10 protein-coding genes and 1 pseudogene are annotated in these 12,615 nt (G+C 72.2%); 5 read left to right on the top strand and 6 right to left on the bottom strand.

The window, feature by feature from the left end; all coding sequences use genetic code 11:
- Positions 1 to 203 precede the first annotated feature (203 nt).
- The 4 genes from JT362_RS33775 (at position 204) to JT362_RS33790 (ending at position 4,942) form a co-directional block, all read left to right on the top strand.
- Positions 204 to 1,283, top strand: a complete 1,080-nt coding sequence (locus JT362_RS33775) for an IniB N-terminal domain-containing protein (protein WP_260195979.1) — start codon at positions 204 to 206, stop codon at positions 1,281 to 1,283.
- Positions 1,284 to 1,408: 125 nt separating this feature from the next.
- Complete coding sequence (locus JT362_RS33780; RefSeq protein WP_260195980.1) at positions 1,409 to 3,211, top strand: dynamin family protein; 1,803 nt, start codon at positions 1,409 to 1,411, stop codon at positions 3,209 to 3,211.
- A complete protein-coding gene (locus JT362_RS33785) occupies positions 3,208 to 4,647 on the top strand; it encodes a GTPase (protein ID WP_260195981.1) in 1,440 nt (479 codons plus the stop codon). Before JT362_RS33780 ends, JT362_RS33785 begins: the two co-directional genes overlap by 4 nt.
- A 73-nt stretch (positions 4,648 to 4,720) precedes the next feature.
- A complete protein-coding gene (locus tag JT362_RS33790; RefSeq protein WP_260195982.1) occupies positions 4,721 to 4,942 on the top strand; it encodes a DUF3618 domain-containing protein in 222 nt (73 codons plus the stop codon).
- Here the strand turns inward: JT362_RS33790 and JT362_RS33795 are convergent.
- Together JT362_RS33795 and JT362_RS33800 are read right to left on the bottom strand one after the other, a co-directional pair.
- The gene (locus tag JT362_RS33795) at positions 4,939 to 5,298 is read right to left on the bottom strand and encodes a hypothetical protein (RefSeq protein WP_260195983.1); all 360 of its coding nucleotides are present in this window, start codon (positions 5,296 to 5,298) and stop codon (positions 4,939 to 4,941) included. The genes JT362_RS33790 and JT362_RS33795 overlap by 4 nt on opposite strands.
- A 77-nt stretch (positions 5,299 to 5,375) precedes the next feature.
- Entirely contained in the window at positions 5,376 to 5,996 is a 621-nt protein-coding gene (locus JT362_RS33800) for a TetR/AcrR family transcriptional regulator (RefSeq protein ID WP_260195984.1), read from the bottom strand.
- A gap of 46 nt (positions 5,997 to 6,042) precedes the next feature.
- On the opposite strand from JT362_RS33800, the gene JT362_RS33805 reads away from it, so the two are divergent.
- Complete coding sequence (locus tag JT362_RS33805) at positions 6,043 to 7,515, top strand: flavin-containing monooxygenase (protein ID WP_260195985.1); 1,473 nt, start codon at positions 6,043 to 6,045, stop codon at positions 7,513 to 7,515.
- 18 nt (positions 7,516 to 7,533) lie between these two features.
- Here JT362_RS33805 and JT362_RS33810 read toward each other — a convergent pair whose 3' ends face one another.
- The 4 genes and pseudogenes from JT362_RS33810 to JT362_RS33825 all read right to left on the bottom strand — a co-directional run.
- On the bottom strand, positions 7,534 to 8,028 hold the full coding sequence (locus JT362_RS33810; RefSeq protein WP_260195986.1) for a helix-turn-helix domain-containing protein: 495 nt from the start codon (positions 8,026 to 8,028) through the stop codon (positions 7,534 to 7,536).
- A gap of 138 nt (positions 8,029 to 8,166) precedes the next feature.
- On the bottom strand, positions 8,167 to 9,816 hold the full coding sequence (locus JT362_RS33815; RefSeq protein WP_260195987.1) for an LCP family protein: 1,650 nt from the start codon (positions 9,814 to 9,816) through the stop codon (positions 8,167 to 8,169).
- A gap of 120 nt (positions 9,817 to 9,936) precedes the next feature.
- Entirely contained in the window at positions 9,937 to 12,147 is a 2,211-nt protein-coding gene (locus tag JT362_RS33820; RefSeq protein WP_260195988.1) for a hypothetical protein, read from the bottom strand.
- 79 nt (positions 12,148 to 12,226) lie between these two features.
- Positions 12,227 to 12,615 (bottom strand): annotated as a pseudogene (locus JT362_RS33825) (NAD(P)/FAD-dependent oxidoreductase); the annotation flags it as partial.

Here is a 12,615-nt window from a genome sequence, read left to right on the forward strand (position 1 = left end):
GCGACGGGAGGTAGTCGTACCACCGGACCACCCGTTCGGGGCAACCCCGTGTGGGTGAGGGGCAGATCCCCTAACCCCCTAACGGGTGAGTGATTCTTCGCCCTATGGGGCTGGTCGACAACTCGGAGTGATCCCCGATGTGGCCCCGGACCTCCGTCCATACGGTTCCCTGCACACAACCGCACATTCCGCAAGGAGAACCGTTGTACTCGTTCCAGACCCTGCAGGACTTCGTGCTGAACCTGCTCAACGACGAGGCCGCCCGGAACGCCTACGCGGCCGACCCGGTGGGCGCCCTCACCGACGCCGGCCTGGGTGACCTCACCCCTCAGGACGTCGAAGAGGTCATTCCCCTGGTCACCGACGCCCTGCCGACCGACACCCCGCTCGGCCCCCTCGACCTCGACGTCGAGACGCTCACCGACGGCACGAGCGCCACCACCGGTGTCGCCGCGCTCGGCACCGTCGAGGACCTCGCCTACGGCGGCGCCCTGGTCAACCAGGACGACGACGGTGTCGACCTCTGGGCGGGCGTCCAGTCCACCGGCCGTGTCGCCGGCGTGATGGAGACCGACGGCGACTTCGCCGCCGGCGGCGTGTCCACCCCGGTCGTCTACGCGGGCGCCAACAGCCACGGCGACTACCTGGTCACCACCGCCGACCCGGCCGAGGTGCTCGACGACCTCGGTGACCGCACCGACACCGCCGCCGCCACCGCCACGCACCTGGTCGGCACCGGCGCGGGCACCCTCGCCGGCGCGGTCGACACCGGCGCCGAGAACCTCGCCGGCTTCCTCGCCGGCACCCCGGCCGCCCCGGCCGCCAACCTGGTCGACGACGGCTCCGACATGCTGACCTCGGGCATGGTCACCGGCGTCGGCATGGTGCACGGCGCCACCGCCGGGCTGCCCTCCACCGACGACCTCCCGGTCGCCGTGCCCTCCACCGACGACCTGCCGGTGGACCTGCCCGAGCTGCCCCACCTCGAGGGCCGCCTCGGCGAGACGCCCGACCTCGGCGACCTCGACCTGCCCGTCGAGCTGCCCGAGCTGGGCACCGACTCCACGTCGGTCTCCGGCATGGTCTCCGGCACCGTGTCCGGCACCGTGTCCGACGTCGTGTCCGGCACCGTGTCGGGCACCGTGTCCGGCACCGCGTCCAGCAGCCCGGTCTCCGACGCCGTGTCGAGCAGCCCGGTGGGCGGTCTGACCGACACCGTCTCGGGCACCGGCGACCTGCCGGTGGTCGGTGACCTCACCAACGACCTGAACCTGGGTCTCTGAGGCACAAGCCGGTTCGAAGAGAAGGGGACCGCCCCAGTCCCCGCCCAGGGCCGGGGCCTGCGACATCGTTCGCGGGCCCCGGCCCCCCTTTCCCCCATACGGGTTAGCACGGCACACTCGTCCGGGTGAGGACTCCGCCCTGGCTCACCGTTCTCGACGACACCATCGCGGCCTGCATCGCTCACCACCGCACGGATCTGGCCGGCAAGCTCGAACGCAGACGTGCCCTGCTGCTCGACCCCAAGCTGCGCGTGCCCGTCGTCGGCCGGCTCGACCAGGGCAAGAGCCAACTCGTCAACGCCCTGGTGAACGCGCCGGTCTGTCCGGTCGGCGACGACGTCACCACGACGACCCCGACCACCGTCGAGCACGCCGAGACCCCGGTCGCCGCGGTCGTCGCGGACGCCCCGCCCGCCGGCCGGCGCGCGATCGGACCGGCGGGCGCCACTCCGGCCAGGGTGCCGGTGGCGTTCGACGACGTGGCCACCAAGTCCCTGGCTCGCCGGGGCGCGCACATCGAGGTCGGCCTGCCGCGAGAGCTGCTCGCCGGCGGCCTCGTGCTGGTCGACACCCCCGGCATCGGCGGCCCTGGCACCTCGGCCAGCACGTTCGCCGCGCTGTCCGACGCCGACGCGGTGCTGATGACCTCCGACGCCACCAGCGAGCTGTGCCAGGCCGAGCTCGACCTGCTCCGCCAGGTCCTCGCGCACTGCCCGGTGGTCACCATGGTGCTCACCAAGATCGACCTGGTGCCGCGCTGGCGCCGGGTGGCCGAACGCAACCGCGCCCGGCTCGCCGCCGCCGGCCTGCCGGTCAAGCTGGTCCCGGTGTCCGCGACCGTCCGGCTGGCCGCCGCCCGCACCGGCGACAAGGCGCTCAACGCCGAGTCCGGCTTCGTCGACCTGGTCCGCACCCTGCGCGACGACGTGCTCGGCCAGGGCGACCTGCTCGCCGGCCGCTGCGCCGCGGCGCTGACCGCGACGGCCACCCAGGAACTGCTCATCCCGCTGCGCGAGCAGCTCGCGGAGGCGCGCGGTGGCCGGCTCGGTGCCGCGCACGTGCAGTACCGGGCCGCGCAGCACCGGCTCGACGAGCTGCGCAAGCGGTCCAGCCGCTGGCAGACCATGCTCGGCGACGAGGTGGCCGACCTGATGTCCGACGTCGAGTACGACCTGCGCGACCGGACCAGGCGGATCGTGCGTGAGGCGGAGGAGTTCTTCGAGGTCGCCGACCCCGCCAGGACGTGGGACGAGTTCGCCGACTGGCTGCGGGACAGCCTCGCCGACACCGCGGAGACGAACTTCGCCTGGCTGGTCGAACGGTTCCAGTGGGTGTCGGAGAAGATCGCCAGGCAGGTCGCGCTGGAGGAGTCCGTCCCGGATGCCGACGCCGACGAGGACCTGCTCGAGCACATCGGCGACCTGCGCCCGCCGAGGGTGGAGAAGTTCACCGTCGGCCAGCAGCTGTTCGTCGGGCTGCGCGGCTCCTACGGCGGCCTGCTGATGTTCGGGTTGGCGACGACGCTGGCCGGGATGCCGCTGATCAACCCGATCTCGCTCGGCGCTGGTGCCGCGTTCGGCGCGAAGAGCGTGTGGGACGAGCGCGGCAGCCGGCTCAAGCGGCGGCAGGCGACCGCGCGGTCCGCGGCGCAGCGGCACGTCGACGACTTCTTCCTGTCCTACGGCAAGGAGAGCCGGGACACCGCGCGGCTGATCCAGCGGCGGTTGCGGGACCACTTCTCCGGCGTGGTGGAGCAGCTGCAGTCGGGGGTCGCGGAGCGTGCGCTGGAGGCCAAGCGCGCGGCCGAGGCCGACCTGGCCGACCGGCGGCGACGGACCCAGAAACTCGCGGCCGAGATCGAACAGCTCGGCGCGCTGCACCGGCGGATCCAGGCCCTGGTCGCCCCGTCCCGGGAACTCACCGCATGAGCCTTGCCGGCCGGACGCGGTCGATGCTGGTGGACGCGATCGAGCTCTACCGGGACAGTCCGAGGGCGACGCACTGGCTGCGGCGGCACCTCGACCGGTTCGCCGAGCCGCTGCGGCTGGCCGTCGTCGGGCAGCCGGGAACGGGACGGTCGACGCTGGTCAACGCGCTCGTCGGCGACGAGGTCGCGCCGCTGCTCGTCGACGACGGCAACCAGGTGCCGACCTGGTACCGGGGCGCCGCGCACCCCCGCACCAGGGTCTACCCGGCCCAGGCGCCGCCCCGGGACGCACCGATGGCCGACGTGGACGGTCAGCCGCACATCGACCTGGAGGGCTGGCGGGCCGACACGCTCGACCGGATCGTCGTCGACTGGCCGAGCCCCGCGCTGCGCGCTCTCACGATCATCGACACCCCCGGCCTGGACACCGCGTCGGACACCGCGTCCGACACCGTGTCCGCGGAAGCCGACGCCGTGCTGTACCTCATGCGGCACCCGCACGAGGTCGACCTCGGCTTCCTCCGGTCCATCCAGGACCACCCGATCGCGCGGGCGACACCGGTGAACGCGCTCGTCGTGCTGTCCCGCGCGGACGAGGTCGGCGGTGGGCGGATCGACGCGCTCACCTCGGCCAGGCGCGTCGCCCGCGGGTACCGCACGGACGCCCGCCTGCGGGGGCTGTGCCAGAACGTGCTCGCGGTGTCCGGCCTGCTCGCCCACGCCGGCCGGACCATGACCGACGACGAGGCCGCGGCGCTCGGCGCGCTCGCCGTCGCGCCGCGGGCCGAGCTGGAGAGCGCCCTGCTCTCGGCCGACCGCTTCGCCGGCGACGCCGCCCCGGGCGGCCTGGACGCCCGGACCCGGCTGGCGCTGCTGGACCGGTTCGGGCTGTTCGGCGTCCGGCTGGTGACCGCGCTGATCCGGCAGGGCGTCGACACCGCGGACGAACTGGCCGACGAGCTGGTCCGGCGCAGCGGCCTGGCGGAGCTGCGCGAGGCCGTCGACCGGTGCTTCACCGGCCGGCAGGACGTGCTGAAGGCCCGGTCCGCGCTGCTGGCGCTGGAGGTGGTGCTCCGGATGGAGCCCCTGCCCGCCGCCCGTGGGCTGGCCACCGCGCTGGAAGGGCTGGTGACCAGCGCGCACGAGTTCCGCGAGCTGCGCCTGCTCGCGGCGCTGCACGGCGGCCGGACGACGTTGCCGGACCCGCTCGCCGAGGAGGCGCGCCGGCTGGTCGGCGGGGACGGCACCGCGCTCCCGGCCCGGCTCGGCGTCGACCACGCGGCCGACGGCCGGGAGCTGTACGGCGCGGTGTCCGACGCGCTGCTCCGCTGGCAGGAACAGGCGGAGAACCACGCGCTCGGCCACGCCCAGCGGCAGGCCGCGCGCGTGGTGGTGCGCAGCTGCGAGGGCATGTACGCGGCGCTCTCGGGATACTGACCGGGACTGACGGCGCGGTGGGCGGGGTGGTCAACTACGGTTGGTCGCCTGGACACGCCGCCGAGGAGGAACTGTGGCCCGCGACCCCGACACCATCCAGCGTGAGATCGAGCAGGCGCGTGACGCGCTGGCCTCCACGCTCGACCAGCTTGGCACCAAGGCCAACCCGAAGAAGTTGGTCAACGAGGCCAAGGCAGGCGCGCGCAGCACCCTGGACAACCCGAAGGTGAAGTTCCCGCTGATCGGCGCGGGCGTCCTGGTCGTCCTGCTGATCCTGAAGAAGCTGTTCAGCTAGCCCTGGTTGGTCGGCGCCCGGTGGGCGGGCTCGTCGGAACTCGGCTCGTCCGAGTCCGACTCGGACGGCTCGGCGGTCGCCGCCTCGTCGGGCGCCGGCGGCTGGGTCGACTCCTCGGGTCTGGCCAGTCGCGCCGACAGGTACGCCGAGGTGAACGCGAGCGCGTCGCCGTTCAGCAGGTGGACCACCGTGCGGCCCGCCTCCTCCGAGACCAGCTCCGCCACCAGCTCCTCGGCCTGTTCACGCGCCGTGACCAGGCTGGTCGCCGTCGCCTCCCGTGTCTCCCCGACCCCGGTGACCGTGATCTGCCAGTCGTCACCGTCCGGTACGTAGTTGACCTCGATCGATTCGCGCATCGTCTCCACCCCTCTGCCTTCAACTCCCCCACGGCACCTTTCCACCCGGAAAGATACGCTCCGTCCACCGTAATCGATCAGACGTGACTACGCGTGGCTGTCGCACCGGCGAGGCCGTACCAGACCATCCGCATCACCAGTTCCGCCGCGTCGGGCGCCGTGACGTCGTCGCGACCGACGTACCACATGGCGAGACGCTCACACGCGCCGACGACGATCTCGGCGTACGCCTCCAGGTCGCGCTGCGCCAGGTCCGGCAGGAAGGAGGCGAAGAGCGTGGCGTTCACCCCGGTCTGCTGCCGGCGCACCGCCTCGATCTCGTCCATCGCGGCCTGTCCGGCCACCGCCGCCTCCTGGCGCAGCAGCTCCCAGGAACGCCGGTGCGAGTCGATGAACTCGTAGAACGCGGTCAGTCCCCGGCGCATCGCCTCCTCGGCAGAGGAGACCCCCTCCACCGCGGTCAGGGTCGCGGCCAGTAACTCGGTGCGGGCCTGGCGGATGCAGGCGACCAGCAGGCCCTCCTTGGAGCCGAAGTACTCGTAGAGCATCGGCTTGGAGACCCCCACCCGGTCGGCGATCTCGTCCATCGACGACGCCTGGTAGCCGCGCTCGGCGAAGATCTCCTCCGCGACGGCGATCATCTGGCGTTCCCGCTGCGCCCTCGGCATCCGCGTGCGGCGGGGTGGTGTGCTGGTCACCTCGCTACTCTACCGGAAGTAACCTACTCGTAGTAAGTTACGGGATATGACCAGGTACGTGCACACCGTCGTGATCGGCACCGGGTTCTCCGGGCTCGGCATGGCGATCCAGCTCAAGCGCGACGGCCGGGACGACTTCGTCGTGCTGGAGAAGGCGGACGAGGTCGGCGGCACCTGGCGGGACAACACCTACCCCGGCTGCGCCTGCGACATCCAGTCGCACATGTACTCGTTCTCGTTCGCGCAGAACCCGGACTGGACGCGGTCGTTCTCCCCGCAGCCGGAGATCTGGGACTACCTCCGCCGGGTCGCCGACGACTTCGGCCTGCGCCGGCACCTCCGGTTCGGCGTCGAGGTCACCGGCGCGCGCTGGGACGCCGACGAGCACCGCTGGCACGTGACCACCGGCACCGGCGAGGAGTACGTCACCCGGTTCCTGGTCTCCGGCATCGGCGGCCTGCACATCCCGAACACCCCCACGCTCCCCGGGATCGAGAACTTCGAGGGCGCCGCGTTCCACTCCGCGCGCTGGGACCACACGTACTCGCTCGCCGGCAAGCGGGTGGCGGTGGTCGGCACGGGCGCGAGCGCGGTCCAGTTCATCCCGAGGATCGCGCCGGAGGTCGAGCGGCTGACCGTCTTCCAGCGGACCCCGCCGTGGATCATGCCCAAGCCCGACCACGCGATGCCGGCCTGGGCGAAGCGGCTGTTCCGGCTGGTCCCTGGCGCGCAGCGGCTCTACCGGAACGTGCTCTACTGGCTGCTGGAGGCCCGCGCGATCGGGTTCAACGGGCGTCCGGGCCTGATGCGGCTGGCACAGAAGGTCGCGCTCGCGCACATGCGCCGGTCGGTCGAGGACCCGGACCTGCGGCGCAAGCTCACCCCCGACTACGTGATGGGCTGCAAGCGCGTGCTCATCGCCAACGACTTCTACCCCGCGCTCACCAGGCCGAACGTGGACGTGGTCACCGACGGGATCGCCGAGGTGCTGGCGCACTCCGTCGTGGACACCGCCGGCGTCGAGCACGAGGTCGACGCGATCATCTACGGCACCGGGTTCCACGTCACCGACGCGTTCGACTACCTGGACATCACCGGGGCCGACGGACGGGACCTGTCCAAGCAGTGGCGGGCCGAGGGCATCCAGACCCACCTGGGGATCACCGTCGCCGGCTACCCGAACCTGTTCTTCCTGCTCGGCCCGAACACCGCGCTCGGACACAACTCGGTGGTGTTCATGATCGAGTCCCAGATCAGGTACGTCGCGAAGGCCATGGAGCTGGTCGAGCGGCGGGGGGCGGCCGCGCTCGCCCCGACGGAGAGCGCGCAGGCGCGGTTCCAGTCCGACCTGCAGCGCAAGCTCGTCGGCGGGGTGTGGACCCAGGGCGGGTGCAAGAGCTGGTACCTGGACAGCCACGGCGTCAACCGCACCATCTGGCCCGGCTTCACCTGGCGCTACTGGCAGCACACCCGCGACGTCGACCCGGCCGAGCACGAGTTCATCGGCGTCGGCCGCTGATCGAGCGACGCCCTGGACTCAGTCCTCTTCCGGCTCGGGTAGTGGACCGCTGAGCTGGCGCAGCCGCGCGATCAGGTCGACGGTGTCCACTCCGCACAGCTCGGCCATCCGTTCCAGCGCGCTGATGTCCAGGTTGACGTCCGGCGCGTGGTGGCCGTTCAGCTCGGTCAGCTTGCCCTTCGCCCAGCGGCGCAGCGGCAACAGCTCCGGCTGGGTGTCCCGGACGACCCTGCGCAGGTCCACCCGGATCCGGCCGACCGAGGAGCCGGTGAACACCCGCTGGTGCACGCGCGCCATCAGCTCGTGCGGGACCTCGTCGAGGGCGAGGCAGATCTCCACCAGGCGGATCACCGAGCACTGCCGGGTGCCCAGCTCGTAGGTGGCCAGGGTCTGCAGGGAGATGTCGCTCTGCAGCCGGCGGTTCAGGTCGCGTCTGGTCCAGCCGCGCTGCTTGCGCAACCGCCGCAGCTCGTCGCCAAGTACGCGCTGGTAGTTCGCTGTGTCCAACTGCACGATTGGCCCCTCTCGACACTTATGGGAAGAGAAGTGGGCCGAGCGATTACGCGGGTTTTCACAATTTGTTCGAGCAATCGGGAGCGGCAACGCCGTGACGTCGGACGATGCCTTCGGATGTCACCTGATCGAGTGAACCTAGTAGACACACCCCGCGGAGTCCGGCTGGGCCGCCAGCCGGCTCCCGGGGCTGAGGTTCAGCAGCGGGTCACCCGCCAGGTCCTGGGTGTCGAAATCGGAGCCGAGCAGCACGTTCACCGTCCCGGGCGCGAGGTTCGCGTCCGGCTCGACGGTCGCCGGGCCGTCCAGTGCCTCGGCCACCCGGTTGCCGTACGCCTCCTCGCCGCTCGCGTGCCGCACGACGGTGGCGTCCCTCGGGTCGGCGTTGCCCACGACGCCCTGGGTGAACCCCTGCTCGCCGAGCGTGGTCGACACCGAGTCGGCCAGGCCGGACACGGTCGTGGTGTTGAGCACGTTCACCGTGACGTCCTCGGCGGGCACCTCGTCCTCGGCCGGCGGCTGCGACGAGTCGTCCTTCGGCGCGGCGTCGCCGAGCAGTTCGTCCACGAACGCCTGAACCTCGTCCGGGTCGACCTCGACCGCCGAGCCGTCCTCCGGGGTGTCCAGGGCGATCGAGCCGACCGGGATGGTCTCGAAGCTGAGCTTGCCGCCGGTGAAGCCCATCATGTCCTGGGCGAACTCGATGATGTCCCAGTCCTCGCTCAGGACGACCGACTTCTGGATCGCGTCCCGCAGCTTGTCCAGCGTGTCCGAGCCGGGCGCGAGGATGTCCTTGGAGAAGACCTTCTTCGCCATCCCGTTCATGAAGACCTGCTGGCGCACGACCCGGTCCAGGTCGCCGTTGGGCAGGCCGTGCCGCTGCCGCACGAACGCCAGCGCCTTGACGCCCTGGATGGTCTGCCGGCCGGCGGGGAACTCGGCTCCGGAGTACTCGTCGTCGACCGGCTCCTTCAGGCAGACCTCGATGCCGCCGATGGCCCTGGTGATGTCGTAGAAGCCGAGCAGGTTGACCTCGGCGTAGCGGTCGATCGTCGCGCCGGTGAGCTGCTCGACGGTCTCGATCAGCTTCTTGGCGCCCTCCTTGTTGGACTCCACGTGCAGCTCGGACTCGTCGGTCATGCCCTCGTCGCGCAGCCGCTCCATCGCGTCGCTCTTCGCCCGCAGGTAGGCGGAGTTGATCTTGTGCTTGCCGTAGCCGGGGATCTCCACATAGGAGTCGCGGGGCATCGACACCCCGACGGCCCGCTTCCCGTCGTTCGGGATGCGGATCATGATCAGCGTGTCGGTGTTCAGCTCGCCGTCGGCCACGCCGGCGGACAGCATCCGCAACTGGTCCTCGGACAGCGGGTTGCCCTGCGCGTCGGTGCGGCTGTCCATGCCGACCATGAGGATGTCGATGGCGCCGTCGGCCGGGCGCTCCTGCGGCGCCTCGTCGATGACGTCCGCGGTGGTCAGGCCGAAGGACTCGGTCTCGACCCAGTAGTACCCGGTGGCCACGAGCACCAGCACGGACACGACGGTGAGCACGACCTTGCCGCCGGTCAGCAGCGGGTTGGACCGCGTGGGGCGGCGCGGCGGCGGTGGCGGTTCTGGCCGGGGCTCCCAGCGCGCGTCGGACGTGCGTGGGGCGGGCCGCCGGTAGCGCGGGAGGTCACCGCCGCTGTCGCGCCCGCCCGGGATGCGCTCGGTGCGGCTGTCGGGGTCGGGCCGGCCGCCCGTGCGCCGGGCGTTCCCCGGTGGCACCCGGCCACCGGCACGTCGGGACACCGGACGGCCACGTCCCCCGCGGTCCTCCGGCCTCGGCGGCCGATAGTTCACCCCGTACTCCCTCCCGCGTGTCTCCCTCGGATAGCCCCGTCTCGCGCGCCCACACCTGGCCCCTCACCGTCAGAGACGTGTGGGAGACGGATGTGGTTGTCCGTAGCGTGGCACACGGGATCTTGTCGGCTGCACGCACACCAGCGCGACGCCCAGCGCGGCGACCATCGTGGCCAGGTGCACGACGGTGCCGGCGCCGCTCACCGTCGTGATCATCGGCGGCACGCTCGCGACCGCCGTGACGAGCCAGGGGCCCGGCCGGGCCGCGGTCTGCAGGTGGACGCAGTGCACCAGGTACCAGCCGAGCAGCAGGTGGATGAGGTTCGCCATCGGGTCGATCGGCAGGCCGAGCAGCGTCGAGGACTCGGTCCAACCGGACAGCCCGGTGACCGCGAAGCCCAGCACGCCGAGCGCCCCGAACACCACCCCGAGCCCGGCGGCCACGGTCTCCTGCCAGGTCCGTGGCGGCTCCGGCTCGTCGAGGTCGTCCGGTGCCGCCTCGGACCGGGGGACGGAGCCGCGCCGCTCGAACCAGAGGAACGCCACCAGCGTGGGCAGGGCGACCAGCCCGACGGCGAACAACGTGCGTGGCCTGGCCAGCCACTCGATCCCGTGACCGGTCGGGTCCGCGCGCCGGACCATCTCGACCAGGCCCTCGAGCACCACCATCGCGCACAGGTAGACCAGGTAGACCGTCATCGGCGCGGACCGGACCACGGCCAGCGCACGTGCCGGCGCGCTGGCCGCGACCGCCCGCAGGCCCGGCTCGCGCGGCAGTGACACCAGGCACAACTGCACGATCCCGATGAGCAGCACGCCGGCCAGCGACGGCGCGAACGCCGCGTACCCGGTCGGCTCGGCGAGCTGGAGCTTGGGCTGCGCGCCGAACACGGTCAGCGCGACGAGCCCGGCGAACGCGGTCACCGCTCCGGTCACCAGCACCCACCTCGGCACCCGCCACAGTCCGCCGTCCGCGTAGTGGCACGCGAGCTGGGCGAACAGCAGCGCGACCAGCACCCCGCCGGCGTGCGCGGCCAGCGACCCGCCGACGAAGCTCAGCCCGACCACCCCGGCCAACAGGGTGACCGGCGTGACCAGCGGCAACAGCACGTGCAGCCGGTGCGTCAGCGGGGTCACCGCGACCACCACCAGGTACAGCCCGAGCAGCCACAGTGGCTGCACGATCAGCCTGCTGAACGCGGTGACGGCTTCGTCCGACGCCTGCAACAGCTCCAGCGACAGCGGGATGACCAGCCAGGCGATGACGAACGCCAGCACCGGCCGGATCAGCCAGCCGATCCGGTTGACCAGGTAGGTGCCGTACCCGGCGCCCGCCGTGCGGGTGGCGCGCCAGGCCAGCAGGTTGGCGTGCCCGCCGGCGAGGAAGAACAGCGGCACGAGCTGGAGCAGCCAGGTCAGCGGCCACACCCAGCCCGGTTCGGCGTCGCCGCGCATGGTGAACGCCAGGACGGTCTCGGCCAGCACGATCCCGGCCAGCGCGAGGATCCGCAGGAAGCCGAGGTAGCCGGCCCGCGCCCGTTCGGCCGGGTTCAGCGCGGGCGGGGCGAGCGCGCGCCGCGGCAGGTGCCGGCGCGGCCCCCGGCGGATCACCGCGGGCGCCCGGACCACGATCAGCAGCAGGATCACGACCATCGCGATCGACCACACGCCGACCGGCTCGTTCTTGGGTGGGCCCCAGCGCTGGTGCCAGGAGTTGACCACCAGGCCCACGGTGTAGAGGGCGGCGACGACCTCGCAGGAGGCGGGCGAGCCGCGCGGGTTCAGGTCGCACTGGGCGTGCATGTCGAGCGACAGCCGGTCGTCGAGGTGTTCCCGCAGGTCGGCGGCGAGCGGCTGGCCCTTGGCCTCGGCGTAGCGGAGCATGTCGTAGCCGAGGTCGTGCGCCTTGCAGCCCACGCTGTAGTCCCAGCGGGTGTCGCCCCACGGCGACGAACAGCCGCCGCCGGGGTGCACCGCGCGGATCGTGCCGTCCGGCGCCTCCAGGTGGACCGGATCGCGCCCGGTGACCTCGGTGAAGTCGGCGGGCAGCAGCTCGATCGGGTCCCGGCCGGAGCCAGGGTCGAGCTGCGCCTCGATGGCCTGTTCGACCTTGGCGACGTCACCCGTCGGTTCGTGGGACGCGGGCGCGCCGGGCCGGGAGGCGATCACCGCGAACGTGGCGGCGGCCAGCAGCATGGCCACCAGCCAGCGCAGCCGAGGCATGCCGGAGTGGACCCGGCCGCTCCCCGGCGGCGGGCCCTCCGACGCCCCCCCGATCATCGGCGGCCGGCTGCGCGGGTCCCCATGCCCCGCAGGCTACCGGCCCGGAAGGATCACGCGCGTCCGTTTCGCCGGATCGTCACCGGTAGAGCGCGCGGTGGGCGGTGTTGATGGTGGCGCGGTAGGCGGGTCCGGTGAAGCGGTGGCGGGTGAGGGCGGTGTGGGCGGCGTTGCTGCCGGGTGCGCCGTGGACGGCGCCGCCGGGGTGGGCGGAGGCGCTGGCGAGGTAGAGGTGGTCGATCGGGGTGTCGGCGCGGCCGAGGCCGGGGACGGGGCGGAGGAAGAGTTGTTGGTGGATGGCGGCGGTGCCGGCGTTGATCGCGCCCCCGACGAGGCTGGGATCGTGGGTCTCCAACTCGTGCGGTCCGTGGACGGTGCGGGCGAGGATCCGGTCACGGAACCCGGGGGCTCGCTGGTCGATGACCTGCTCGATGAGGTCCGCATGTCGTTGCAGCCGGTCTGGGGGCC

Source organism: Actinophytocola gossypii (genome assembly GCF_025165815.1).
Lineage (GTDB): Bacteria > Actinomycetota > Actinomycetes > Mycobacteriales > Pseudonocardiaceae > Actinophytocola > Actinophytocola gossypii.